20 protein-coding genes and 1 pseudogene are annotated in these 25,150 nt (G+C 62.5%); 16 read left to right on the plus strand and 5 right to left on the minus strand.

Annotation, left to right across the window (positions count from 1 at the left end; all coding sequences use genetic code 11):
- The 11 genes and pseudogenes from KBF66_RS10280 to pbpC all read left to right on the plus strand — a co-directional run.
- A pseudogene (locus KBF66_RS10280) lies at positions 1-632 on the plus strand (alpha-2-macroglobulin); the annotation flags it as partial.
- A gap of 7 nt (positions 633-639) precedes the next feature.
- On the plus strand, positions 640-1,344 hold the full coding sequence (locus KBF66_RS10285) for a M50 family metallopeptidase (protein WP_296656040.1): 705 nt from the start codon (positions 640-642) through the stop codon (positions 1,342-1,344).
- Between the two features lie 41 nt (positions 1,345-1,385).
- The gene (gene thrH / locus KBF66_RS10290) at positions 1,386-1,994 is read left to right on the plus strand and encodes a bifunctional phosphoserine phosphatase/homoserine phosphotransferase ThrH (protein ID WP_296656042.1); all 609 of its coding nucleotides are present in this window, start codon (positions 1,386-1,388) and stop codon (positions 1,992-1,994) included.
- 195 nt (positions 1,995-2,189) lie between these two features.
- A complete protein-coding gene (locus tag KBF66_RS10295; RefSeq protein ID WP_296656044.1) occupies positions 2,190-2,867 on the plus strand; it encodes a methyl-accepting chemotaxis protein in 678 nt (225 codons plus the stop codon).
- Between the two features lie 3 nt (positions 2,868-2,870).
- Entirely contained in the window at positions 2,871-3,365 is a 495-nt protein-coding gene (locus KBF66_RS10300; protein ID WP_296656046.1) for a hypothetical protein, read from the plus strand.
- A 79-nt stretch (positions 3,366-3,444) separates the two neighbouring features.
- Entirely contained in the window at positions 3,445-5,034 is a 1,590-nt protein-coding gene (locus tag KBF66_RS10305; protein ID WP_296656047.1) for an extracellular solute-binding protein, read from the plus strand.
- A gap of 9 nt (positions 5,035-5,043) precedes the next feature.
- Entirely contained in the window at positions 5,044-5,919 is an 876-nt protein-coding gene (locus KBF66_RS10310) for a hypothetical protein (RefSeq protein WP_296656049.1), read from the plus strand.
- Positions 5,920-5,962: 43 nt separating this feature from the next.
- Entirely contained in the window at positions 5,963-6,673 is a 711-nt protein-coding gene (locus tag KBF66_RS10315; protein WP_296656051.1) for a PspA/IM30 family protein, read from the plus strand.
- Positions 6,674-6,676: 3 nt separating this feature from the next.
- Positions 6,677-8,512 (plus strand): ATP-binding protein, encoded by a 1,836-nt coding sequence (locus KBF66_RS10320; RefSeq protein ID WP_296656053.1) that lies wholly within the window; start codon positions 6,677-6,679, stop codon positions 8,510-8,512.
- A gap of 48 nt (positions 8,513-8,560) precedes the next feature.
- A complete protein-coding gene (locus tag KBF66_RS10325; RefSeq protein ID WP_296656055.1) occupies positions 8,561-9,019 on the plus strand; it encodes a TerB family tellurite resistance protein in 459 nt (152 codons plus the stop codon).
- A 177-nt stretch (positions 9,020-9,196) separates the two neighbouring features.
- Positions 9,197-11,479: a penicillin-binding protein 1C gene (pbpC, locus tag KBF66_RS10330; protein ID WP_296656057.1), complete on the plus strand. Its 2,283-nt coding sequence runs from the start codon at positions 9,197-9,199 to the stop codon at positions 11,477-11,479.
- A 10-nt stretch (positions 11,480-11,489) separates the two neighbouring features.
- On the opposite strand, the gene KBF66_RS10335 is transcribed toward pbpC, so the two are convergent.
- A complete protein-coding gene (locus tag KBF66_RS10335; protein ID WP_296656058.1) occupies positions 11,490-12,323 on the minus strand; it encodes an HDOD domain-containing protein in 834 nt (277 codons plus the stop codon).
- Positions 12,317-12,688 (minus strand): hypothetical protein, encoded by a 372-nt coding sequence (locus KBF66_RS10340; RefSeq protein ID WP_296656060.1) that lies wholly within the window; start codon positions 12,686-12,688, stop codon positions 12,317-12,319. The genes KBF66_RS10335 and KBF66_RS10340 overlap by 7 nt, the downstream gene beginning before the upstream one ends.
- A 69-nt stretch (positions 12,689-12,757) precedes the next feature.
- On the opposite strand from KBF66_RS10340, the gene KBF66_RS10345 reads away from it, so the two are divergent.
- Genes KBF66_RS10345 through KBF66_RS10355 form a run of 3 tightly spaced genes read left to right on the plus strand, consistent with a single transcriptional unit; the run spans position 12,758 to position 17,262 of the window.
- Positions 12,758-13,912 (plus strand): FIST C-terminal domain-containing protein, encoded by a 1,155-nt coding sequence (locus KBF66_RS10345; protein ID WP_296656062.1) that lies wholly within the window; start codon positions 12,758-12,760, stop codon positions 13,910-13,912.
- An 11-nt stretch (positions 13,913-13,923) separates the two neighbouring features.
- Positions 13,924-16,524: a bifunctional diguanylate cyclase/phosphodiesterase gene (locus KBF66_RS10350; protein WP_296656064.1), complete on the plus strand. Its 2,601-nt coding sequence runs from the start codon at positions 13,924-13,926 to the stop codon at positions 16,522-16,524.
- 24 nt (positions 16,525-16,548) lie between these two features.
- Positions 16,549-17,262: a YebC/PmpR family DNA-binding transcriptional regulator gene (locus KBF66_RS10355; RefSeq protein ID WP_296656066.1), complete on the plus strand. Its 714-nt coding sequence runs from the start codon at positions 16,549-16,551 to the stop codon at positions 17,260-17,262.
- Positions 17,263-17,302: 40 nt separating this feature from the next.
- Here the strand turns inward: KBF66_RS10355 and KBF66_RS10360 are convergent, their stop codons facing one another.
- The gene (locus KBF66_RS10360; protein ID WP_296656068.1) at positions 17,303-18,559 is read right to left on the minus strand and encodes a methyltransferase domain-containing protein; all 1,257 of its coding nucleotides are present in this window, start codon (positions 18,557-18,559) and stop codon (positions 17,303-17,305) included.
- Positions 18,556-19,701 carry an FAD-binding oxidoreductase gene (locus KBF66_RS10365; RefSeq protein ID WP_296656070.1) on the minus strand — a complete coding sequence of 382 codons (1,146 nt, stop codon included), beginning with the start codon at positions 19,699-19,701 and terminating at the stop codon, positions 18,556-18,558. The genes KBF66_RS10360 and KBF66_RS10365 overlap by 4 nt, the downstream gene beginning before the upstream one ends.
- Positions 19,702-19,841: 140 nt before the next feature.
- Between KBF66_RS10365 and KBF66_RS10370 the strand changes: the two genes are divergently transcribed.
- Both KBF66_RS10370 and KBF66_RS10375 read left to right on the plus strand, forming a co-directional pair.
- The gene (locus KBF66_RS10370) at positions 19,842-21,011 is read left to right on the plus strand and encodes an alpha-hydroxy acid oxidase (RefSeq protein ID WP_296656071.1); all 1,170 of its coding nucleotides are present in this window, start codon (positions 19,842-19,844) and stop codon (positions 21,009-21,011) included.
- Complete coding sequence (locus tag KBF66_RS10375) at positions 21,008-22,435, plus strand: hypothetical protein (protein ID WP_296656073.1); 1,428 nt, start codon at positions 21,008-21,010, stop codon at positions 22,433-22,435. Before KBF66_RS10370 ends, KBF66_RS10375 begins: the two co-directional genes overlap by 4 nt.
- Here KBF66_RS10375 and KBF66_RS10380 read toward each other — a convergent pair.
- Positions 22,417-25,104 carry a bifunctional acetate--CoA ligase family protein/GNAT family N-acetyltransferase gene (locus KBF66_RS10380; protein WP_296656075.1) on the minus strand — a complete coding sequence of 896 codons (2,688 nt, stop codon included), beginning with the start codon at positions 25,102-25,104 and terminating at the stop codon, positions 22,417-22,419. The two genes, KBF66_RS10375 and KBF66_RS10380, sit on opposite strands and share 19 nt — an antisense overlap.
- Positions 25,105-25,150: the final 46 nt, after the last annotated feature.

Raw genomic sequence — 25,150 nt, forward strand, 5'->3', positions numbered from 1 at the left:
GTGCACCGCACCAGGCCAGCTTTTTTGGTGCCCCTGCGGCACCTGGCAACCTGCGCAACAACAGCATGTTTTTGCCGTGGGGCGCAGCCGCTGCCAAAGACACCTTGACGGTCAACCACCAGGGGCCGGGCAAGCCATGGCTGACCCTGCAGTCACTGGCTGCAGTGCCGCTCAAAGCACCTTTTTTTGCCGGTTACCAGATCAGGAAAACCATCACCCCGGTCGAGCAGGCCAATCCGGCCCTGCCCGCTGGCAGCTACAGTCGGGGCGACGTGCTGCGGGTATCCCTGGAAGTCACCGCCAGCGCCGACATGAGCTGGGCGGTCATCACCGACCCGGTGCCCGGCGGTGCCACCATTCTTGGCAGCGGACTGGGGCGCGACAGCGAGATTGCCACCGCGGGTGAAAAAGCCAGTGGTGAAGGCTGGCCCGCATTTGAAGAGCGCAGTTTCGAGGCCTATCGCAGCTATTACCAGTTCCTGCCCAAAGGGGTGACCCGCATGGAGTACACCGTGCGGCTCAATAATGTGGGGGAGTTCTCGTTGCCGCCGTCACGGGTCGAGGCCATGTACGCACCGGAGATGTTTGGTGCTGCGCCCAATGCCCTGGTGAAAGTGTTGGCAGGCAAATAGCGCTCCCATGCATTCCCGCACCCGACTGCTGCTGACTGGCGCGGCCATCGCGCTGATCTGGCAACTGCCTTATGGCCAGATGGCGCTTTACCCGCTGACGCTGCTGGCCACCTATGTCCATGAAATGGGGCACGGCCTGACTGCCTTGCTGCTCGGGCACCAGTTTCAGGAGATGCTGCTGCACGCCGACGGCTCGGGCATGGCGGTGTGGCGCGGCGACCCTGGCCGGATGGAGACCGCCCTGATCGCTGCCGGTGGTTTGCTCGGGCCAACACTGGCAGGCGTTAGCCTGCTGGTACTGTCAGGCTCAACCCGGTTTGCCCGCGCCTTGCTGGTGGTGCTGGCGCTGGTGCTGTTGCTGTCCATGGCCCTGTGGTCACGCAACATCTTTGGCCTGGGTTTTCTGCTGGTCTGGGCAGTGGTGCTGCTGCTGGCAGCGCGTTTTCTGCCAGCAGCGGGGGCTGCGTTGATGCTGCAACTGATCGCGATCACCTTGTGTTTGTCGTGGTTCACCGATCTGGACTACATGTTTTCAGGGCAGGCCGTGGTCAACGGGGTGGTCCACCGCTCGGACAGCGCGGTCATCGCGCAGGCGCTGCTGCTGCCCTACTGGTTCTGGGGCGGGCTGGTGGCACTGATTTCCATGCTGCTTTTGTTGCTAGGCATCGCGGTGGCAAGCCGGACCCCGGTCAAACCCAAAGCTACACTCTGATCCAACGGCAGTTACCCCCATCAAATCATTGGAGCCCATCAATGCAGCTTGTTTGCCTGGACCTCGAAGGCGTTCTGGTCCCTGAAATCTGGATCGAATTTTCCAAACGCACCGGTATCCCTGCACTGTCACGCACGACCCGCGATGAGCCTGACTACAACAAGCTGATGGCGTACCGGCTCGACCTGCTCAGACAACACCGTCTGGGGCTGCCTGACATCCAGAAAGTCATCTCGGAGATGGGGCCGATGGCTGGCGCCAAAGACTTTCTTGACGCCCTGCGGCGCGACTACCAGGTCATCATCCTGTCGGATACCTTTTATGAGTTCGCCATGCCACTGATGGCCCAGCTGGGCATGCCAACACTGTTTTGTCACAAGCTGGAGGCCGACGCCAACGGTTTTCTCGTCAACTACCAGCTGCGCATGCCTAATCAGAAGAAAGAGGCGGTGCAACGCTTCAAGGAGCTACAGTTCAAGGTGATTGCCGCGGGTGACTCGTACAACGACACCGCCATGCTCGGCGAAGCCCACGCTGGCATCCTGTTTCACCCGCCGCAAAACGTGATCGACGAGTTCCCGCAGTTTCCGGTGACAATGAACTACAGCGAACTGCGCGCCGAGATCGACCGGGCGTCGGCACGAATTTAATGCCAAATCGTGCTCTAGCGCAATATCTATAAACATAGTTTGCTATATAGATTTAACTCGCTGCCACGCTCATGGGCGCGGGCAGCGGCTGCGGATTCCCCATCGATTGGCAGTAAACTCTTTTCGCGCATACTTTGCGCCAAGCGTCTGCAAGTCCGCAGACGGCGCCCTTCAACCATTCAACGGGAAAACACAATGAAAGGCATGCTGGACTTTCTGGAAAAGGCGGGACTGGTCACCCGGGACTCCACCGAGCCCGAGATCGACCTCAGCATCAGCGCCGTGGCGCCACCCCCGACGGCGGTCGAACCGCCCGTGGTGGCACCGCTGCCATCGCCCGTGCCCGTTGCGCAAACCGGCACCCCGCTGAATCTGGATGAAATTTACAGCAACGCGGGGATCGCCCCAGCCCTCTACCCTGCCGAGCGGCTATTGCGCCTGGTGGACGGTCTGGCCGCGATGGACCCCGCCACCCGTCTGATGGCAATCCAGGCCATGGACGCAGCCGACGAGTCATGGACGATTGCAGACCCCTTGCGCGATGCAACAGCCAAGCTCGAAGCCTTGGCCGCACATGGCGAACAGCTCAAGTCCGACCTGCAACAAATTGAACAACAGACCCAAGGCAGACTGGACGCCGTGGCGGCGCGCCAGGATCAGGTGGTCGGCGACATCCGCAAACAGATTGCCGAGCTGGAGGCGTTGGTGGAACGGGAGTTGGCGCGTGCTGCCCAGGAAACCGCCACCCATCAGACCAGCCTGCAAGAAGCCAGGGACCAAACGGCCAGCCTGCTGGCAGGCATGGCCCAGGCTGGCGCGCGCCTGCAAAGCCTGTCGCTCCAGTTTGCCCCCAACCAACCCGCCAAGGAGTGAGCCATGGCCAGCTTGACCCCCCTCTCAAAGGGCCTGATCGGTCTGGTTGTCATCGGTGGCATGGCCTCTGCCGTCTGGCACCTCTATTTAAAGGAACGCATGTCCGCCGGCCAGACCGCGCCAAGTGCCGTCACCGCACCGATGACACCCAGCGCCGAACCGGCCACCGTGGCAACAACGGCAACAGCGCCAGCACCCACACCGGCCGTAGCAGCGACCCCGGAGCCCGCCCCGGCCGTGGCAGCCCCCTCTGGTGCCAAGTTGTCGGCGGATGAACATTTTGATGCTGGCCGCAAGTTGGTGGCTGCCGGTGACTACGCCCGGGCGCGCTCCCATCTGGAGCAAGCCTTGCAGCAAGGCAACGCCGGTGCGGCCTGCCTGTTGGGTGAAATGACGCTCAAGGGCCAGGGCGGCATCGCTGCCGACCAGGCCAAAGCAGCTCAGTTGTTCCAGCTGGCCCAATCGCGCAACACCATCTGTTTCACCGCCGGACAGTAGGTTAGCCGGCCGCCGTCACGCGCCACCGCCCACCGCTTGCCCGCCTACCATTGCGCCCATCTTCCACCAGGACCGAACCATGAAAATGCGCCCTATCACCCTGATCACTGTTCTTGCCAGCACCACCCTGCTGATGGGCAATACCCTGGCGCAGGGGTTTGTCTTTGGCACCGATCAGGCAGCGCCGGCCGCCAAAGCGCCACCGGCCGCGCCGGCGCCAGCCGGTCAGCGCACCGCCAAAGTCGAGACGGCACAGCGACTGCTGGCCCGCATGGGCCTGCTGCGTGAAGCGCCCACCGGCACGCTCACCCCCGCAACCCAGGAGGCCATCCGCACGTTTGCCGCGCAAAACGGCTTGCCCGCCACCAACCAGGTCACCGATGGCCTGCTGAACTCGATCCGGCGGGTGATCTGGCAAACGCAAAAGTGGTCCAGCGGCAACTACAAGGGTCGCGAGAAACTCGTTGACGCTGCCGGCCTGCGCGAGGCACAGACCCTGCTGGGCAAGCTGGGGTTTGATCCGGGTCCGCTGGACGCCACTTTTGGTCCGCAAACCCAGGTCGCCACAGAGGCGTTTCAGGAGTCGCAACAGGTCACCGTGGACGGTCTGATCACCGCCACTGTGCTGATGAACCTGCGCCGTGCGGTAGGCGGCGCGGGGGCTGGTGCCAAAGCCACGGTACGGGTGCTGAACTGGCCCGACTACATTGAACCCAGCGTGCTGCAGGACTTTGAGAAAGAAACCGGCATCCGGGTGGTGTATGACGTGTTTGCCGGCAACGACGACCTGCAGGCCAAGCTCGCCGCGGGTGCTGTCCCCTATGACGTGGTGTTCCCGACCGCCAACGCCGTGCCCGCCATGGCGGCCAAAGGGCTGCTCGGCAAACTTGACAAAAGCAGCCTGAAAAATCTGGGCAACATCGACCCGCGGGTGGACGCCACGCTGCGCGCCTGGGACAAGGACGGTGCCTACAGCCTGCCCTACATGTGGTACACGGTGGGCATCGCCTGGAATCCCAAACTGACGGCCAAGGCAGCGCCCGGTCAGGCCATGGATGCGCTGGCCAATGTGTTTGACGCAGACACCGCGCGGCGCTTCCAATCCTGCGGTGTCGGTGTGGTTGACTCCGCCAGCGACGTGGTGCCCCTGGCCGCCATGGCCGGCGGCGTGGCCAAATGGGACAGCAAGACCTCGGTGGCCGCAGCCGGCAAGGTGCTGGATCGCCTGAGTGGTATCGTCAAAGTGATTCCGACCGACCAGTTCATTGACCAGCTGGCCACGGGCAAGGTCTGTGTGGCGATTGGCTTCTCGGGCGACGCCGTGCAGGCGCAGTCCAAAGCACGCGGCAATGTGGAGTACCGCGTGCCGTCTGACGGCGGCCTGCTCGCCATCGACGCCATGGCGGTCGCAGCCAACGCCAAGAACAAGCGCGAGGCGCACCAGTTTATCGACTACCTGCTGCGCCCCCAGGTGATCGCCAAGATCTCCAACACCGTGGGTTACGCCAACGCCAACCTCAAGGCCGGCGAGTTCATGAGTGACGCCGTCAAATCCAACCCGGCGGTGGTGCCCTCACCCGCCTCGCTGAGCCGCTCCTCGCCGATTCCGATCCTGTCCGAGCAGGACCAGCAGGACATTGCCCGCATCTGGGGCAGGTTCGCCAAGTAGACCTACACCGTGGCCGACGACAAGCCTTCGTACCTGGGTGCGTTTTTACGGCACCCGAGCAACCGCAACGCCCTGCTGCTGGCGGCGCTGGCGGCCGTGGGGGCGTCATTTCCGCTGGGAATGTCCGGGGTCGCACTGGTGGGCATTCTGGCGCTCGGGGCCGAGACACTGGCCGCGCTGCTGGTGCCCAGCCTGCCTTCGTTTCGGGCCTGGGTCGACCGTTCGCAGCGTTTTGATGGCCGGGCTGCGCGAAAAGACCAGTTGATCGCTGAAATCCGCCAGTTGGGTGACAGCCGGGTCTTGTCCACCTACCAGCACATGTGGACACGGGTGCAGTCGCTGTACCAGACGGTGCAGCAGAAACGCACCAGCCTGAGCCAGCAGGACGTGGAAAAACTCGAAGACATGACACTGGACTATCTGGGTCTGTGCGCCGTGAATCTGTCGCTGAAACAGCGCAAGGACCACGCCAGCGTGGAAACCGCCGAACGCGGCATGGCGACCGTGCAGGCACAACTCAAACGCAGCGACCTGCCAGACGACGAGGCGCGCCAGCTGCGCGTCGCCCTGTCCCAGTACGAGGACACGCTGCAGCGCTCGCGTCGTCTGGCGGTGCGCCGCAGTTCACTTGAGGCCACACTCGTGGCGCTGCCGGAAAAGCTCGAAGAGGTGTATCAGCTCGCCATTACCTCGCCCTACTCCACCGACATGGGCAGCAAGCTGGAAGAGTCACTGTCACGACTGCGTATTGCCGAAGAGGTGGCTGCCGAGTTCTCCACACCCGACTTTGATCTCGACGACCCCGCACCCAGCCACGCAGCGAACATTGATCGCGCCAACACCAGCGCCCAGCGCCGCGCCGCCGCCGGCAGCGTCAAGGCATAAGCCAGTATTTTTATCGCATCACCTTCATTCACAGGAGAAACCCATGGCCAACAATGCAATCTTTGCCCGCCTCGCCAACCTCTGGACCGGCTTCATCAGTCTGTGGGTGTCTGACGTCGAGAAAGAACACCCCGAGATCGCCTACCAGAACGCGATTGCCTCGATGATCGAAAAATACGCCCAGCTCAAGGCCGCGACCGGCGCCATCATCGCGCGCCGTCAGGACATCACCGCGCGGCTCGATGCCCATGAGCGTGAACTCGCCGGCGTGGCCGCTGACCTGGAAACCGCGCTGGCCACCAACCAGGACGACCTGGCGGTGGTGCTGATCCAGAAGAAAAACACGCTCGATGCTGCCATCACCGAGCTGCGCGCCGACGCTACGCAAGCCACGGCCGACGCCGACAGCGCAAAAGACTCGCTTACACAAGTCAAAACCGAGATCGACAAACTCAAAGCCGAGAAAGACCGCATGCTGGCGCAAATGCACAGCGCTCAAGCCCGCCTGAAGATTCAAAGCCAGCTCGACGGCCTGAGCGTCGACGCCGAAGTGCAGGCGCTGGCCGGTGTGCGCGACCACATCAAGAGCCAGGTGGCGCAGGCCAGCCTGGGCAGCGAACTGCGCGAATCCGACCTGGACGTGCGCCTGAATAAACTGCGCCAAAGCAGCGCCAGTGTCACCGCCAAAGCGCAGCTCGACGCCCTTAAGGCCGCGCGCGCCGGTGCCCAGGCCGCACCCGCCAAGACGCTTTGATTGATGAGCACCCTGCCCCCCGCCCGCCCCGAACTGCCCAAATGGGCTGAGACACTGCGGCAAAAGTACCTGGCCGGTGAGGCCAGCACCTTTGTGCTGTATCGCAACGTGTTCGACAACTTCCTGGTCAGCGGCAAACTGCACAACCTGCAGTCGTTTCTGGTGGATGAACTGTTTCGCGACACCAAAAAACGCGTGGTGGAAATCAGCCTGGAACGTGGCCTTCGCCATCTGGGCGGCAAGCCTGACCCGGTATTGGCGGCGCTGGCAGAGGCCGATGGCCAGGCACCCGACCTGCTGACCAGCCTGCACCGGCTTGAGGGCCAGATGCGCAGTGAGCAGAGCACGGCGGTGATCGTGCCCTACGCCGATGCCTTGTTGCCCGCGGGCGACCCCAGCTTCATGGCGCAACCCGACCGCCAGACCTACCTGGTCTTTCATCGCTGGTCGCTCGACAAGACCCTGACCAGTGGCGACAACATCACCCTCCTGATCACCGAATCATTGGGCGCCATCAACCCCGGGCTGCTGAGCAATCCCAAGGTGGCAGCCATTGAAATCCCCATGCCCGACCTGGCGCAGCGCAAACGCGTGATTGCCTACTTTGCGCCCAAGCTCTCCGAAGCGCAGGTCAACCTGTTTTCGGAGCGCACCGGCGGCCTGCGAACGGTGCAACTCGCCAGCATCGTGGCCACCTCAGAGGGTCACGGCTTGAGTGAGCCCGAACGCCGCGCCATGATCTTGCAACTGCTGCAAGGTACGCCCGACGCCGAAGCCCGTGCGACCACACTGGCCGCCATTACCGCTGGCATGACGCCGGCCGAAATCACCAAGCTGATCGAACCCGGCAAAGCCGCTCCCACCGTAGACGCCAATGCCGAGGTGCTCAAGGTCATCCACGCCCGCAAGCGCGAGATGATCGAGAAAGAATGTGCCGGGCTGATCGAGTTCATCGAACCCAAACACGGGCTGTCTGCGGTGGGTGGGCACGAAAGCATCAAGGCCGAGCTACTGGCCATTGCCAAAAACCTCAAGGAAGGCAACACCACGCTGACCCCCATGGGGCTGCTGGCGGTCGGCCCGATGGGCTCGGGCAAAACCTTTGTCATCAAGGCGTTTCTCAAAGAGGCCGGGCTTTCAGGAGTGGCGCTGAAAAACTTCCGCTCCAAATGGGTGGGCTCGACCGAAGCCAATCTGGAGCGGGTGCTGGCCACCGTCAAGGCGATGGGACCCATTGCCGTGATCATCGACGAAGGTGACCGCAGCTTTGGCAACGGCGGCGGCGAAGGCGGTGACGACGGCACCAGCTCACGCATCATCGCCCGCCTCAAAGAGTTCATGGCCGAGACCGAGAACCGTGGTCAGGTGCTGTTTGTGATGATGACCAATCGCCCCGACAAGCTCGATACCGACATCAAGCGCCCCGGCCGGCTGGACCGCAAGATTCCGTTCTTTTATTGCGAAACAGCCCTGGAGCGCACACAGGTCTTGCGCGCCGTGCTATCAAGATACGAATCAAGCCACAGCGCCAGCCAGGACGAACTGCTGGCCGTGTGTGAGACGCTCACCGGTTACTCCAACGCCGATCTGGAAGCGCTGGCGCTGCTGGCGGTCGAATCAGCGCACAACCAGGCCAAACCACTCGACGCCAGCGTGCTGGCGCAGGCCGCGCTGGACTTCATGCCACCGCAGGAGCACGCGATGATCGCCTTCATGGAGTTGCTAGCGGTGTCCGAAACGTCGCGACGCAGCATGTTGCCGCAGCGCTTTCGCGAGCTCAGCGCCGCCGACATCCAGACCCACCTGCAAGACGCGCGCCGGCGCGCGCTGGCGCGCTGACCGATTCGACGCCTTACCTTCACCCAGCCACAAACTCAGGAGAACGCCATGTCTGTGATCCAAGACCAGAACTTAAGCCCCGCCCAAGTCATTCTGCTCACCAAAGCCATGCTGTCAGTGGCGCTGATTGACGGCCTGGCCCCAGCGGAGGCCGCGCTGATCGGCCAGTTTTACGAGAGCTCGCGCAACGCCAGCATGCCCGGCACCACCGAACTCCTCGCCCGTCCCGACGCACGCCAGTTTGACGTCGCAGAACTCGCCGGTTGTGAGCCGGAACTGGCCGACACTGTGGTGCTGATGTGCCTGATGACCGGCTACGCCGACGGGCGCCTGAGCGACGCCGAGCGAGCCCAGGTGCAGGCGATTGCCAGCGAGCTCAATGTCTCTGACGAGCGTTTTGACGAGTTGCTGGCGCAGGTGCGTGATGAGTTGATTGGCGCGCTGTCGCATTTGCCGGATGCGGGGTCGGTCGCAGCGGTGGTCAAGGAGCTGGCGGCGGCGGATTGATTTTTTTTGTCGATCAGGTGAGCGCAGGGCTTCTCCGGCTGCCATGGCGCTTGACCGGATATCCGCTGTAGACCCTGCAGCACAGTTCGATCATTCGATCGGAGGTCTTCTTTGCGGGCATCCAATGCCGCAGTTGGATGGCAAACCCTTGGGTCCAATGTCTGGACTATTGACAGTATGAGGCCCGTGGTTTGGCGTCTTCATGGCCGAAGCCGCCGTTTGACGCCGGCGCTGCTATTAACTTTTTTGATAGCTGTTAGCGCATGTCCAGTATGGGCTAATGGCACTTTTGACGAGATAAAGACCAGCTACCAGCCGTCCGACACCCTGATCGTTGACCGCCACGGCGAAGTGCTGCACCGTCTGCGCACCGATGCCACTCTGCGCCGTGGGCAATGGGTGGCGCTGACCGACGTGTCGCCTGCGCTGCGCACGGCCATGGTGCTCAGCGAAGACAAGCGCTTTTACGAACACAGTGGCGTGGACTGGCAGGCGGTGACCGCAGCGGCCTGGGCCAACCTGTTCAACCGCAAGACGCGTGGTGCCTCCACCATCACCATGCAGCTTGCCGGTCTGCTCGACGAGAACCTCAAACGCAGCAATGGTGGACGCAGCGTGCTGCAGAAGGTCAAGCAGACGGTGTCCGCCGAGTGGCTGGAGCAGCGCTGGCGCAAGGACCAGATTCTGGAAGCCTATCTGAACCTGGTGCCGTTTCGCGGTGAACTGGTGGGCATTGACGCGCTCAGCCAGACACTGTTTGGCAAAGCACCACACGGGCTCGACGAGCGCGAGGCGGCCATTGCCGCCGCATTGGTGCGTGCACCCAATGCCGCACCGGCCCAGGTGGCGCAACGCGCTTGCGCTGTGCTGGCCCAGTTGCAGCCGCCGCGATCCCCACCGCAGCCGGGCAGCGCCGACCCAGCCGCCTATCCTCCTGCGGCGACATCGCCCTGCGCCGCACTGGCGTTTTTCACCACGGCGGCCCTGCATCGACGCGACTATGCCGCCAGCACCGGCATTACACCGCATCTGGCGCGGCGGCTGGTGCAGTCCGCAGCGTCCGGTGCCAGCGCGTCGCGGCCGGCCCGGGCCATTCGCACCACCCTGCGCGCGCCGCTGCAACGTTTTGCGGTGCAGACGCTGCAACAGCACCTGCGTGAACTGCGGGGGAGACAGGTGGAGGACGCGGCGCTGCTGGTGCTGGACAACACCACCGGCGACGTACTGGCCTGGGTCGGGTCGTCTGGCGACATCAGTGCGGCCGCCGAGGTCGACGGGGTCACGGCACTACGCCAGCCAGGCTCAACGCTCAAGCCTTTTTTGTATGCCCAGGCCATTGCCCAGCGCCGATTGACCGCTGCCTCGCTGCTGGAGGACTCCAGCGCACAGATCCAGACCAGCGCCGGCCTGTATATTCCGCAAAACTACGACCGCCAGTTCAAGGGGTGGGTGAGCGCGCGCACAGCGCTGGCGGCTTCACTCAACGTGCCAGCTGTGCGCACACTGGTGATGGTCAGTCCCAATGCGTTTCACCAACAGTTGCGCCAGTTCGGCCTGCCGCTCAAGGAAACCGGTGACTATTACGGCTACAGCCTGGCGCTGGGCAGCGCCGAAGTGCCGCTGCTGGCGCTGACCAACGCCTACCGCGCACTGGCCAACGGTGGCCGCCTCGGTCCGGTGCGGGTGCAGCCCAAACCGGCGCCGGTACTACCTGGCACCACGGCCGGTGTGGCTGTGGATGCGCGGGCGGCGTGGATCGTCAGTGACATCCTGTCCGACCCACTGGCGCGCGCACCCACCTTTGGCCTCGACAGTGTGCTCGCCACGCGTTTTTGGACTGCGGTCAAGACCGGCACCAGCAAAGACATGCGCGACAACTGGGCCTTGGGCTATTCGCAACGCTACAGCGTGGGTGTCTGGGTCGGTAACGCCAGCGGTGCCGCCATGCACGACGTGAGCGGCACCACCGGTGCCGCTCCCATTTGGGCTGCGGTGATGCAGTACCTGCATCGCACCCAGACCAGCACCGCACCCAAGGCACCCGCTGGCCTGGTGCGCACCAGCGTCGGGTTTGCAGGTGCTGAAGCACCCCGTTCCGAATGGTTTTTCACGGGTACCCAACAAACCCTGTTTGCTATCGACTCCATATCATCAAAGACAGATAGAGAAAGCGCCAGAGGCAAAATTCTTGCCCCAACCAACGGCAGCATCATCGCGCTGGACCCTGACATCCCGCCGCAACACCAGCGCCTGCGACTGACGGCCACCGGCCCGCGGCTGCATTGGCTGATCGATGGCAAGCCGTTTGCGCGAGGCGCGTCAGCCCAATGGTTGCCCTGGCCGGGACGCCACCTGGTGCAAATCGTGGACGAGCAAGGCCAAGTGCTGGATCAGATCACTCTGGAGGTGCGCGGGGCCGGCCTGAAAACAGCCGCGCGCCCCGCCAACGCCAGGCCATAAGGCCACTGGCTCACGGCACGCCAACACCCTGCAAAAACCTGGCGTGACAGCGCCCCAGACAATCCAGTATTTCCGGGCTGTCCCAACGGATGCCGAGCAACTCCACCGCCGGCGTGTTGATCTTGGTCACCCGGTTCTTGGACGAAGCCGGAATATCCAGCGCCCGGGCCAGGGTTTCACCGAGGCAGACCACCGCCTGCAGATTGCTGGTGGCAACGCTGTCGTCATGGTGGCTGCGAATGGCCGACACCACATCGTCTGGCAAGTTCCAGTACTGCGCCAGCTGCGCACCAATCTGGCAATGATCGACGCCAAAAATCTCGGCCTCACGCTCCAGCAAGCGGCCATCCGCCGCAGACTGTTGATAGGCCCGCAAAAAAGCGGGTTCGTCGAGCACATGAAAACACAGCTGGCCCACATCGTGCAGGATGCCGGCAATATAGGCCTCGTCGGGCGACACATCACACATCACCGCCAGCTCCTGCGACGTGATGGCCACGGCAAACGAATGTCTGAAGAAAAACTCGCTACCCCGGCCATCGCCAATAAACCGGTTCATCCCGATGTGGACCACGATCTGGCGCAGCCGGTTCACGCCAATCAGAGACGCCGCAGCAAAGGGATCTGCCAGATCAGACTGGGCGTGCAAACGGCGAACATGGTTGGCCGTGGCCAGCACGTTGCCGGAAAGGACCGGGTCGTTGCGAATCAGCCGCGCCATGACTTCAAACGACGACGCCTCATCACGCAGGAGTTCCAGCAACTGCAAAAAAATCCTGGGAAACGGCGGCAAGACTCTGGCGATCGCCTCGATGTCCAGGGTTGGTGGATTCGGCTTCAGCATAAGGTGTGCTGCGCCAGCATCAATGCATCCACCAAAGGCTGACAACCGGCGTCGGGCGTGGGGCCAAAAATCTCGTCCAGCCTCGCGCGAAAGCACTCACGCGCCGACGCATCGTCATCCGGGTTGGCAGCCGATGCATCGACGACGGCCACACACTCCACCCCTTTGACAACCATTTGTGCAATCGTTTCACCGGTGATGGTGGTGCCCATGGCCAGGTACATGGTCTCGCGGACACCCGTCAGCCCCACCACGGGCCGGGCCACCACCATGCCGGGCTCGACGGCCAGGGTTGGTAACCACCGGTAGCGCAGGCCTGCTGGCTGCGCCTTGGGGTCAAAAACATCAACCGACGGGGTGTTCATCGGTGCGATACTACCCTCCCCGGGCCAACTCTGCCAGCCTATGCCCGTGCTGCAACCGATAAAACCGCCATGAACGACATCCCAAAGATGTGTTTTCTACCCCGGATAGACGGCAACCTGCTGAGTGAAGCCCTGTCCACATGGCGCGCCAGATTCCCCGACATGGGCATCTGCGCCCTCCTACCTGAGGCCGAAAAAGCTCAGGTCCCGCTACTACAAGCCCAATGCGCGCTGCAGCACATCCCGCTGGTGGGTGCCATCTTCCCGGCACTGATCAACCAGGGAACATTCCAGTCACAAGGCGTCTGGTTGCTGCGTTTTGACCAGATGCCGTTTTTTACCTTGCACGCCGATCTTCCGGCCGATGTGACGGACACCACGGAACGTGCCGATGCGATCAGCCAGCAGGTGATTTCGCAACTGGGCAACATCGGTGAAGCCACACTGTTCATGTTGTTCGATGCCATGGTGCCGCACATTGGCACCTTGCTCGATGCCATGTATCTGAAATTGGCCAATCGGGTTCATTACGCCGGTGCCAATGCCGGCAGCGAAACTTTTGCGCCGATGGCCTGCCTGTTTGACGGGGAACGCCTGGTCAACAATGGCGTTTTGCTGGTACTGCTGCCAGACCACAAAGGTGCGATTCTTGAACACGGCTATCTGGCACCGCAGCAAACCGTGTACGCCACCAGCACCGCCGGAAACCGCATTTCGCAGATCGACTGGCGGCCGGCCTTTGAGGTGTACCAGGAGCTGGTGCAACAGCAGTCGGGCGTGCAAATCACCCGCTCCAACTTTTATGAGCACGCGGTGCATTTTCCGTTTGGCATCGTGCGTGCCAACCACCATGTGGTGGTCCGAATCCCGGTGATGCTCAATGACGACGGCTCCCTGTTCTGTGTCGGTGAAGTACCGGCCAACTCGGTGCTGACCTTGCTCAATAGTCCCACGGTGGACAGCCCCGAAACCCTGCGCGTGCTGACCGAGGGTCTGACGGCCATGAATGGCAACGCAGCCGGTACCGAACTGCTGCTGTTTTATTGCGCCGGGCGGCGCATGCATCTGGGGCTGGATGCCGCCACCAGTGAGGTTGGCGAGTTTGCCAGGCGCACCAAAGCCAAACAGATCGCAGGCGCCCTGTCGCTCGGTGAAATTGGTGGCTCCACCTTGCACGGCTACCCGCTGTTTCACAACGCCACACTGGTGGCAGCCCGCTGGTAAACACTCGCCTCATGCAGCAGCAGGAGATATTGCCGGTCCTGTACGACTTGTCGGTGACCATTGGCGGTGAGGTCAGGCTCGCCTCCCTGCTGACACGCACCTTGCAGCGCTTGCTGTACCACACCTCGTTTTCTGCCGGATTTGTCTGCCTGAACCTGCCAAAGTGTGAAGGGCCAGAGGCCACCCAGCAGGTCAGCATGGCGGCTGCCGTGGGCGACTTTGAATTGATGGGCCGAGTGGGTCAGCCCATCGGCCTGCCCTGCGAGCTGTTGTACGGCTGCGCGGAGCGGCTCTGCGAGCAGTCGGCCCTGTTGGCCCAACTGGGCACCACACACAGCCGTTACCAGGCTTTCTTGCGGCTGCCACTGGAAAACCAGGGTGTGATCTTGCTGCTGGCGATGGAGCCACCCGCCACCCAATTGAATCTCGGGCAGATTTTGCAGCCGGTGCTGTCCCAATTGGCGCGGGCAATTGTGCTGTGCCGCACCCATGACGCGCAGCAGAACGCCGCCAAGGCAACCCAGGAACAATTGCAAAAGTCGCTGGCACAGATCGAAAGCCAGTTTGTCACCCTGATGGAACTTAGCCCGATCGGCGTGTGCCTGTCGTGTGACGGATTCATCGTCAATGGCAACACCGCCTTTCTGAAACTGTTTGGTTACGACGACATCAGCCAGTTGCTCGACCAGCCACTGACCCACTGTATCGCCCCCACACAGCGCGGCCAGGTCGCCCAGATGGTTGGGCTGCGGGCTCTTGGCCGAGCGTCTGAGGCACCGTACGAGACGGTCGGACTGCGGCGCGATGGCACCCAGTTTGCATTCATGGTGTCGTCCAAACGCGTGGAGACCGACCAGGGCGCGCGCACCTTTTCTTACGTGATTGACCTGACACAACAAAAACTGGCTGAGCAGTCATTGCGTTCCGTCAATACCATGCTGCGCCAGGTGTTGGAAACCGCACCGCTGCGTATCTTCTGGAAAGACCGTGATTTGCGCTACCTCGGGTGCAACCAGGCGTTTGCGCGTGACGCCGGCCTCAACAGCCCCGACGAGCTGGTGGGCAAACTCGACACCGAATTAGGTTGGCAGGCACAGGCCGACCTGTACCGCGCCGATGATCTTCGGGTGATGAACAGCAACACCCCCCGGTTGAACTTTGAAGAGCCCCAGTCCACACCGGATGGTCGCCAGATCTGGTTGCGAACCTCCAAAGTCCCGCTATTGGGCACAGATGGCCTGCCCTTTGGCGTCCTTGGCATTTACGACGACATCACTGAGCAAAAGCGTGCCGCGGCGCAGATCCACCAGCTTGCCCATTACGACTCGCTCACCGGCCTGCCCAATCGGCGTTTGCTGCATGACAGCCTTGACACCGCGCTGGCAGCCAGTGCACGCAGCAGGCGTTTTGGCGCGGTTCTGCTGCTGGACCTGGACGATTTCAAGACCATCAACGACACCCTGGGTTTACCTTTTGGGGACAAACTGCTGGTCGAATTGGGCGCACGGCTCAGCACCTGTGTGGGCGAAGGTGGCGTGGTCGCCCGCCCGGGCGGTGACGAGTTCATTGTCATGCTCGAAGGCCTGAGTGTCTTGCCACATGAGGCAGCCACTCAGGCGGAACTGGTCGCAGAGAAGATTCGCCAGTCCTTGAGCGAACCTTACCTGCTCGAAGATGCCCCGATGCAAACCACACCCAGCATCGGTATTGTGTTGTTTCAGGGCAACAATGACACCTCGGATGCCCTGCTCAAGCATGCCGATGCGGCCATGTACCAGGCCAAACACGCCGGACGCAACACCATCCGTTTCTTTGATCCAGTGGTGCAGTCCGAGCTGGAAGACCGCTTAAGTCTGGTGGCCGACCTGGAACAAGCGCTCACCCGCGGGCAGCTCACGCTCCATTTTCAAAAGCAGGTGAACTCGGATGAACGTACGCTCGGGGCCGAAGTATTGCTACGCTGGATGCATCCGCAGCGCGGCATGGTGTCGCCCGCACAGTTCATTCCGTTGGCTGAAGAAACCGGCATCATCGTGCCCATCGGGCTATGGGTATTGCACAGCGCATGCAGCCAGCTCAAGGCCTGGCAGGCACACAGCGGTCTGCGCGATCTGACACTGGCGGTCAACGTCAGTGCCCGGCAGTTTCACCAGGCCGATTTTGTTGACCAGGTTCGCCATATTCTGGTGGCGACGGGAGCCAAACCCGCGCTGCTGAAACTGGAGCTGACCGAGAGCGTGGTGCTGAAGCAGGTCGAAGACGCCACCGCCAAAATGCGCACGCTCAAACTGCTGGGCCTGAGCTTTTCGCTGGATGACTTTGGCACCGGCTACTCGTCGCTGCAATACCTGAAGCGCCTGCCGCTCGATCAAGTCAAAATTGACCAGAGTTTTGTGCGCGACATCACGACCGACCCTAACGACGCCGCGATTGTGCAAACCATTATTGCCATGACCGAGGCACTGGGGCTCAATGTCATTGCCGAAGGCGTCGAGACGCGCCAGCAACAGTTGTTTCTGGAACAGCGGGGCTGCCACGCGTTTCAGGGGTTTTTCTTTGGCCGCCCGGTTCCGCTGACACAATTCGAATCCGACATCAACCAGCGCGTGTAAACGCAACAACAAGGAAACATCACCATGGGCGCGCAATGGAAAGCCAAAGGCAAGGAACTCGCAGCCAACGCCAAGGGCAAAATTTTCGGCAAGCTTTCCAAGGACATCATGCTGGCTGCCCGCAGCGGCGCCGACCCGGCCGCCAATTCGCGCCTGCGCCTGCTGGTGGAGCAGGCGCGCAAAGCGTCCATGCCCAAAGACACACTCGAGCGCGCCATCAAGAAAGGTGCCGGACTGACCGGTGAGGTGGTCAACTTCGAGCATGTGATCTACGAGGGTTTTGCGCCACACCGGGTGCCGGTGATGGTCGAGTGCCTGACCGACAACCTCAATCGCACCGCACCTGAGATGCGGGTGCTGTTTCGCAAAGGGCAACTGGGCACGTCGGGCTCGGTCAGCTGGGACTTTGACCATCTGGGCATGATCGAGGCCGAGCCCGCCGCTGCCGGCGCAGATGCCGAGCTGGCGGCCATCGAGGCTGGTGCGCAAGATTTCGAACCCGGTGAAGAAGAGGGCAACACCACGTTCCTGACCGACCCGGGCGATCTGGATCTGGTCAGCCGCGCTTTGCCCACGCATGGCTTCACGGTGCTGTCGGCCAAGCTGGGTTATCAGGCGAAAAATCCGGTTGACCCGACCAGCCTGAATGCCGAACAGCTGGCCGAAGTCGAGGCCTTTCTGGCCGCCATCGACGAGCACGACGACGTGCAGAACATGTTTGTCGGGTTGGCCGGATAAAACAGCGTTTGTTATCTTTTTTACAGCATCAAATGCTTGTTTAATATGGCCTGGAGGCCAAAACGATCAAACCCTTGACCGGTTGATGATCATTCATGCGCAGGGTGGCCGGTGCCAACACCTCCAGGCGCAAGCCCGACAGCTGCACGACCTGCTCCACGTAGCCCCGCGTGTGCGTATAACGTCCACTGCGGCTCAGCTGCCAGTCAGGTGCATCATCGGGCTCGGCCTGCTCCAGTGAAAACGCAAGCCAGCCACCGCTGGTCAAGGCACTGGACGCAGCAGCCAGAACGGGGATCAGGTCACCAAAATAAACCAGCGTGTCAGCCGACACGATCAGCTCGAAATCGCCATGGCAGGTGCCCAAAAACTCTGTCAGCTCCGCCACCACCAACCGGTCGTAGCCGCCGCGGGCGCGCGCCTTGGCCACCATGCCGGGTGACAGGTCAACACCCGCCAGCACGCGCGCATAGGGACGTAACCAGACGCCGCACAAGCCGGTGCCACAACCCGCATCGAGTACCCGCCAGTGGGCCTGCGGTGGCGCCAGCGACTGCGCCAATTGGCCCGCAATCAGCTCCGGTGCCCGGTAATGCAGCTTGGCCAGCTGCGAATCAAACGAATCTGCGTAATGGTCAAACAGGTAACTGACATAAGCGTCGCTGGCGCGCGCTGGCGCGGGCGCACTCCCTTGGGCCGCAAGCCGATGGATGGGCACCTCATCGCTGGGAAAAAGCGCCAGCCACAGGTTCACAATCTGCCCTTCCTGCCCCGTTTTGCTGCGCCTGAAAAGTGCATCCCCCAGCAACTGGCGCGCCTGGTCACCGCGCTGCAGCCGGTGCAACACCCTGATCTGCCACAACAGTGCCTCCTCATGCACCTGCCCATCGCATTGCGCAGCCTCCAGCTCGGCCAAGGCCAGCGCATCCTGCCCCAGATCGATCAGCGCACGGCCCATTCGGTAATGCAGGTCACCCTGCGCACCCGGAAGATGCAAAGCATGCTGCCAGCTGCGCATGGCGGCTTCGATCTGGCCCTGCTCACGCAGCACATCCCCACAAAATGCATGCGCGCGTCCATCCCCCGGACAGAGCCCGGCCCACTGCCGTCCCAGCGTTTCGGCCTTCGGCGTTTGTTTGCTTTGCGTCAACACCGCCGCCAACAACGCGTAGGCGTTGCCGTTGTTCCGGTCCTGCAGCAAGGCTTGACGGCACAGGGTCTCGGCCTGAATCAGGTCTCCACGCTGCCAACAGGCCTGCGCCTGGGTCAACGCCAGTGGTAGCGCGAGTGGATTCATACGGTACCCCCCACACGCAGGCCAGAGCGGGTGGCACCCAGCAGCTCGGCGCTCACGCCCAACGCCGTCAATGCGGGTGGCGCGGGTAGTCCTTGTACCAGCGCGGCCGCCAGCTCTCCCATGGCCGGCGCGGTCTGAATGCCGTAGCCGCCTTGACCCACCAGCCAGAAAAAACCTGACGCATCGGGCGCAAAACCGACCACCGGCGACTTGTCGGCCACAAACGAACGCAGCCCCGCCCATTTGCGCCGGATCTGGCGGATTTGCAGGTGCGTGGCGGCCTCGATCCGGTCCGCCGCCGTCGCCACATCGAGCTCTTCCGGTTGAACGTCCTGCGGACTGACCGGATCTTCGTTGGCGGGTGACAGCAGCAGCACACCGGCATCGGGCTTGAAGTAAAAACTCTCGCGGGCGTCAATCACCAGCGGCCAGGTCGTGATGTCGCAGTCGGCTGGCGCGGGTGTGGTCAAGGCGGTGCGACGCCGGGGCACCAGCCCCACAGGTGCCACCCCCGCCAGCAGCGCCAGCTCGTCGCCCCAGGCACCGGCGGCGTTGATCAGCACCGGGGCCGCAAACGCGCCAGCAGAAGTTGTCACCTGCCAGACACCTGCCACCTGCTGCAGCCGTTGCACCTCAGCCTGGCACACCAGCGTGGCACCGGTCGCCCGGGCACCGCGCAGGAAACCCTGGTGGATGGCGTGAACATCCAGGTCCATCGCATCGGGCTCGAAGATGCCGCAGTGGGCGAATTCGGGTCGAAGCACCGGCACCCGCTGCAAGATCTGCGATGGCGTCCACCACGAGACGTTGGGGACCAGCGCCTGCATCGCCTGCCACTCACGACGCAGAGCCTCCTGATCGGCCTGCCCACCCACAATCAGCGCACCGCGTGGCGTGACCAGTGGATACTCAGAAAACCCGGCGGGTGGGTTGAGGTAAAACGCCTTGGACGCGGTGCTGAGCGCGCGCACCGTGGCATTGCCATAGGTTTCGCTGAACATCGCCGCCGAGCGCCCGGTGGCGTGGTAGCCAGGCTGCGTCTCACGCTCAAGTAAAGTCACGCGGCAGTGTGGCGCCAAAAAATAGGCAACCGAAGCACCTGCCATACCGGCGCCGATGATCAAAACGTCTGGGCTTTGCATGGATCAATGTTGCCAGATGTTGACCGACTTTGCCCCAAACCCGCGCCCGGTTCGCAATTTATTTCAAACCTGCCCGTGCAGTTTTCAGCAACGCCCGCAGCGGCGGCCCGTAACATGTGCCGTGTCCCTCGGAGAGAAAAATGCCCGTCATTACCCATATCGAAGACCTGCGCCTGCTGGCCAAAGCGCGTGTGCCGCGCATGTTTTACGACTACGCTGACTCTGGCAGCTGGACCGAGAGCACCTACCGCGCCAACTCGGCCGACTTCCAGAAGATCCTGTTGCGCCAGCGCGTGGCCATCAACATGGAAAACCGAAGCACCGCCAGCACCATGATTGGCCAAACCGTGGCCATGCCGGTGGCGCTGGCACCGGTGGGACTCACCGGCATGCAGTGCGCCGACGGGGAGATCAAGGCCGCCAACGCCGCCAAAAAGTTTGGCGTGCCATTCACCCTGTCGACCATGAGCATCTGCTCAATCGAAGACGTGGCGCGCGAGACCGGCGGGCATCCGTTCTGGTTTCAGCTGTATGTGATGCGCGACCGCGGCTTCATCGAGCGCCTGATTGACCGCGCCAACGCCGCCAATTGCTCGGCACTGATGATCACACTGGACCTGCAGATTCTGGGCCAGCGCCACAAAGACCTGAAAAACGGCTTGTCGGCTCCACCCAAACCCACGTTGGCCAACATCATCGACATGGCAACCAAAGTCCGCTGGGGACTGGGCATGCTCGGCACCCAGCGGCACGGCTTTGGCAACATTGTGGGCCACGTCAAGGGGGTGGAAAACATGGGCTCGTTAAGTGAATGGACGGCCAAGCAGTTTGACCCGGCCTTGAGCTGGAACGATGTGGAATGGATCAAGAAACGCTGGGGTGGCAAGCTGATCGTCAAAGGTCTGCAGGACGTGGAAGACGCCCGGCTGGCGGTCAACTCGGGGGCTGATGCGCTGGTGGTCAGCAACCACGGCGGACGCCAGCTGGACGGTGCGCCGTCTTCCATCAGCGCCCTGCCCGCCATCGTGCAGGCGGTGGGCAGCCAGATCGAGGTGCACATGGACGGCGGCATCCGCAGCGGGCAGGACGTGCTCAAGGCGCGTGCCCTGGGTGCGCGTGGCACCTACATCGGCCGCGCCTTCACCTACGGCCTGGGTGCGATGGGCGAGGCGGGTGTGACCAAAGCACTGGAGATCATCCACAAGGAACTGGATTTGACGATGGCGTTTTGCGGCCATACGCAGATCGACCGGGTTGACGCAGGCATCCTGCTAAGGTCCCATGATGGGGCCGCAGGACACAGGACATGAGCAAAACACTCAACGCGGACTGGATCGGCTGGGTCCACAGCAACCTGCAAGCGGGTCGCGACAAGGATGGCATCTTCAAGGTGCTACTCGATGAGGGTTACAGCTACCCGGATATTTCGTCCTGTATGGGCTATGAACCCAGTGTGCCACTGGCGCAACTGGTCAATCCGTTCGGCCCGGTCAACCGTCGCAACCCGGACCCGGCAACCGTGGCTGACACGGTTGCGATCGACCGCGCGCAACTCTGGATACCCAACGCCCGCCGACTGGCGGCCCGCGCACTTGAGATTCACGCACTGCCTGACTTCCTGCACGCAGAGGAATGTGAGCAACTGGAAATCCTGCTGAATGCGGGCAGCGGCACGGTCACAGATGTCGCTGCGTCTGAGCTGGCAGCCGCACTGCAGGCCTTGCAATGGCGCCTGTGCAAACTGGTGGGGGTGGATCCCGCCTATGCCGAAACACCGGTATGCCAGTTCTTTGGTGTCGGTCAGGGCTTGGCCGCCCGCTGTGATGCGTTTGGGCCGCAGGACCTTGATCACCAGGGTGCCCGCATGGGGCAGCGCACCCACAGCCTGGTGGTGTACCTCAAGCAGGCTGACGAGGGTGGCGAGACGCTGTTTGAGCCAGCCGGGCTGCGCTTGACACCACAGCGTGGCACGGCACTGGTGTGGTGCAACCTGCTAGCCGACGGCTCGGTCAACCCCCACAGCCAGCGCGAAGAGAAAGCCGTGCTTCAGGGCGGCAAAACCCTGCTGACCTTTCACCTGCGCACCCACAGCAAACAAAACCCGCCGCCCGCCCGATACCCGCGAGAGCTCAACGAGTTCATTCCCAACTACACCAGGACCGGTTTCGAGAAACACCAGCTCGCGCCGACGCTGTTCGCCAGCATTGCACAGCTTTACGCGCTGCAGGTATCAACCCGCAGCGATGAGTTTGTAGAAGGCGGCTTTATCCACCACGCCGATCCCGATGCCAGCACCCGCAGCAGCAGCTTGATCGACCTGAGCACTGAGCTGCGCCAGGCGATTCACGCCGCGCTGAAACCGCTGCTGGAAACCTGGTGTGGCCAGCCATTGGAGCCCACCTACGTCTATGGCATCCGCAGTTACCACCACAACGCCGTTTTGAAGATGCACCGTGACCGGCTCGACACCCACATCATCAGCGCCATCATCAACGTGGCACAGCAGGTGAATCAGGATTGGCCGCTCTGCATCGAAGACAACGGCTACCGCCGCCATCAGCTGCTGCTCCAACCCGGTGACATGGTGTTTTACGAGGGGGGTCGCCTGCTACACGGCCGCCCGCAGCCGCTGGACGGCCAGGACTACGCCAACATTTTTTGCCACTTCAAACCGGTCCGCTATGCGCCTTGCCGCTGGCGTGACCCCAACCACGCTCAGGTCGCCTGCAATTGATGCGTCACCAGCTTGAAGTCGGGGTCTTCGGCAAAGGACTTGATGGCAAAGCCCAGGCTCTTCATCAGTTTGAGCATGTTGTGGTTGTTGGCCAGCACCAGACCCTCAATCTCGGTCAGCCCTTTTTCACGGGCAAAGTCCATGATGGAAAGCATCAGGCGTGACCCCAGGCCCTGGCCCTTGAAGTCGTCGGCCACCACCAGTGAGAACTCGCAGGTGCTGCGGTCGGGATTGGTGATGTAGCGCGACACGCCCACAATCCGGCTGGTCTCGGTGGGCCGCCCGTCTTCGTCAAGTCCGGTTTCGGTGTGAATGGCCACCAATGCCATTTCGCGGTCATAGTCGATCAGCGTGAAGCGCGACAGCATGGTGGCGGGCAGCTCCTGCATGCTCGACACAAACCTGAAGTAACGGCTCTCGGGCGACAGCCCGCGCACAAACGCCTGCAGCATGTCGGCGTCATCCGGGTGCACCGGGCGCACGATGTATTCGCCGCCACCGGCCATCGGGCACACCTGCTCGTATTGGGACGGATAGGGCAGGATGGCCAGGTGGTTGTAATGCCGCACCGACGGCGCGGCGTTGTCAATGACAATGCGCGCGTCCACCGCCAGCGCACCGGAGTCGTCCACAATGATCGGGTTGATGTCCATCTCGCGCAGCTGCGGCAGCTCGCACACCATCTCAGAGACGCGCAGCAGGATCTGCTCCAGCGCGTCCACATCGGCAGCCGGTGCACCGCGCCATTGGCCAAGCGTTTCGAACACCCGCGAACGCTCAATCAGGCGGCGCGCCAGAAACTGGTTCAAGGGGGGCAGCTCCATGGTGCGGTCGTTGATCAGTTCGATCATCGTACCTCCCGCGCCAAAAGCGATCACCGGTCCAAACGGCTGATCGGTGACCAGACCGATGCATACCTCACGGCCACGCTTCTGGTTCGACATGTTTTGAATCGTCACCCCGTTGATGCGCGCATCGGGCTGCAAGCGGGTCACGTTTTGCACCATGTCCAGGTAGGTGTCACGCACACCCACCGCGGTCATGATGTTCAGCGCGACGCCCTGAACATCCGACTTGTGGCTGATGTCGGGTGAGTCGATTTTCAGCGCCACCGGAAAACCCAGTTGCGTGGCAATCATGATCGCCTCATTCGGGTTGCGCGCCAGAATGGTTTTGGTGACCGGAATCAGAAAAGCCGCCAACAGCGCCTTGGACTCCATCTCGGTCAGCACCTTGCGACGCTCGGCCAGCACGCTTTCAATCAGCAGGCGAGCACCCTCCACATCGGGTTGCGCCAGGTCTGACAGTGGCGGTGGCGTTTGCTGCAGCAGCTGCTGGTTTTGGTAGAACGAGGCGATGTTGCCAAACGCGCCCACCGCCGCCTCGGGGGTTCTGAAACTTGGAATCACCGCATCGCTTAGAATGCGCCGCGCCTCGCCCACCGAGGCGTCGCCCATCCAGCACGCCAACAGCGGCTTGCTGGCCTGGCGGTTAAAGCCGGCAATCGCCGTGGCGATGGCGTCGCCGTCGATGCCGGTCTTGGGCGAATAAATCACCAAAATGCCGTCGATCTGCGGCGCCTGGCTGGCGGCAGCAATCGCGGCGCGGTACTGCTCTGGCCCCGCGTCCTCAGAGACGTCGATCAGGTCGCTCAAGGTCGCCAGCGGTGGCAGCTGGGGTTTGAGCTGCTGCACCTGCTCGGGCGTCAGCCGTCCCAGGTCCAGCGCAATCTCGCTCACCCAGTCGGCGGCGAGCACGCCCGGGCCGCCGCCATTGGTGACGATGGCCAGGCGTTTGCCCACTGGCTTGTAGCGCGAAGCCAGGCACTTGGCGGCGGAAAACAGTGCGACAAACGAGCGCACCCGCACCGCGCCGGCGCGGCGCAGCGCGGCGTCAAACACGGCGTCACTGCCGACAATCGCGCCCGAGTGCGTCAGCGCCGCCCGGTTGCCGGCCTGTTTGTGCCCGGCTTTGAGCACCACCACCGGCTTGGCATTGGCGGCGGCGCGCAGCGCGCTCATGAAGCGCCGGGCGTTGGTGATGCCTTCCAGATAGACCACAATGCTGTGCGTTTTGGCATCGCCCGCCAGGAAATCCAGCACCTGCGCCATGTCCACGGCGGTGTTGGGGCCAAGTGACACCACAGTCGAAAAACCCACCGCGTTCTTTCTGGCCCAGTCCAGAATCGACGAGGTCAGTGCTCCGGACTGTGACACCAGCGCCAGCGGCCCCACATTGGCGAGCTCCCCCGCCACACTGGCGTTGAGGTGAATATGCGGCCGCTGAAAGCCCAGGCAATTGGGGCCAAGCAGATAAATGCCGTCACGCGTGGCCTGTTTGTGCAGATCAGCCGCCTGCGCGGCGTTGATGCCGCTGGAAATCACCAGCGCCGACTGACATTTGATGCGCCCGGCAATCTCCAGCGCAGCCGCCACTTGTTCGGGTGGCAACGCAATGATCGCCAGGTCGGCATGCGTGTTGGCCAGATCGGCCAGCGTGCCGCTGGCGTGCACGTCAAGAAACACCAGTTTACCGGTGTAATGTTGGGCGGTAATGGCCTGGTGCAGCACCCGCGCTTGCGGCGTTTGCGACTCGGGATCATCAGGATTGCCGGCGAACACGGCAATGGAACCAGGAGAAAACAGCGAGCTCAAAAAATGCTTATCCATGAAACTACCTATTGACTCAAAATGTAACTGTGCTGAGCTTAACCTG

The organism is Rhodoferax sp., from assembly GCF_018063565.1.
GTDB lineage: Bacteria > Pseudomonadota > Gammaproteobacteria > Burkholderiales > Burkholderiaceae_C > Rhodoferax.

Excerpts from the sequence above, each read along its gene's own strand:
- pbpC (WP_296656057.1), top strand. The coding sequence starts at position 9,197 with ATGAGGCCCGTGGTTTGGCGTCTTCATGGCCGAAGCCGCCGTTTGACG.
- thrH (WP_296656042.1), top strand. The coding sequence starts at position 1,386 with ATGCAGCTTGTTTGCCTGGACCTCGAAGGCGTTCTGGTCCCTGAAATC.
- KBF66_RS10300 (WP_296656046.1), top strand. The coding sequence starts at position 2,871 with ATGGCCAGCTTGACCCCCCTCTCAAAGGGCCTGATCGGTCTGGTTGTC.
- KBF66_RS10315 (WP_296656051.1), top strand. The coding sequence starts at position 5,963 with ATGGCCAACAATGCAATCTTTGCCCGCCTCGCCAACCTCTGGACCGGC.
- KBF66_RS10350 (WP_296656064.1), top strand. The coding sequence starts at position 13,924 with ATGCAGCAGCAGGAGATATTGCCGGTCCTGTACGACTTGTCGGTGACC.
- KBF66_RS10380 (WP_296656075.1), bottom strand. The coding sequence starts at position 25,104 with ATGGATAAGCATTTTTTGAGCTCGCTGTTTTCTCCTGGTTCCATTGCC.
- KBF66_RS10305 (WP_296656047.1), top strand. The coding sequence starts at position 3,445 with ATGAAAATGCGCCCTATCACCCTGATCACTGTTCTTGCCAGCACCACC.
- KBF66_RS10340 (WP_296656060.1), bottom strand. The coding sequence starts at position 12,688 with ATGAACACCCCGTCGGTTGATGTTTTTGACCCCAAGGCGCAGCCAGCA.
- KBF66_RS10295 (WP_296656044.1), top strand. The coding sequence starts at position 2,190 with ATGAAAGGCATGCTGGACTTTCTGGAAAAGGCGGGACTGGTCACCCGG.
- KBF66_RS10355 (WP_296656066.1), top strand. The coding sequence starts at position 16,549 with ATGGGCGCGCAATGGAAAGCCAAAGGCAAGGAACTCGCAGCCAACGCC.
- KBF66_RS10285 (WP_296656040.1), top strand. The coding sequence starts at position 640 with ATGCATTCCCGCACCCGACTGCTGCTGACTGGCGCGGCCATCGCGCTG.
- KBF66_RS10320 (WP_296656053.1), top strand. The coding sequence starts at position 6,677 with ATGAGCACCCTGCCCCCCGCCCGCCCCGAACTGCCCAAATGGGCTGAG.
- KBF66_RS10335 (WP_296656058.1), bottom strand. The coding sequence starts at position 12,323 with ATGCTGAAGCCGAATCCACCAACCCTGGACATCGAGGCGATCGCCAGA.
- KBF66_RS10325 (WP_296656055.1), top strand. The coding sequence starts at position 8,561 with ATGTCTGTGATCCAAGACCAGAACTTAAGCCCCGCCCAAGTCATTCTG.
- KBF66_RS10370 (WP_296656071.1), top strand. The coding sequence starts at position 19,842 with ATGCCCGTCATTACCCATATCGAAGACCTGCGCCTGCTGGCCAAAGCG.
- KBF66_RS10375 (WP_296656073.1), top strand. The coding sequence starts at position 21,008 with ATGAGCAAAACACTCAACGCGGACTGGATCGGCTGGGTCCACAGCAAC.
- KBF66_RS10360 (WP_296656068.1), bottom strand. The coding sequence starts at position 18,559 with ATGAATCCACTCGCGCTACCACTGGCGTTGACCCAGGCGCAGGCCTGT.
- KBF66_RS10365 (WP_296656070.1), bottom strand. The coding sequence starts at position 19,701 with ATGCAAAGCCCAGACGTTTTGATCATCGGCGCCGGTATGGCAGGTGCT.
- KBF66_RS10345 (WP_296656062.1), top strand. The coding sequence starts at position 12,758 with ATGAACGACATCCCAAAGATGTGTTTTCTACCCCGGATAGACGGCAAC.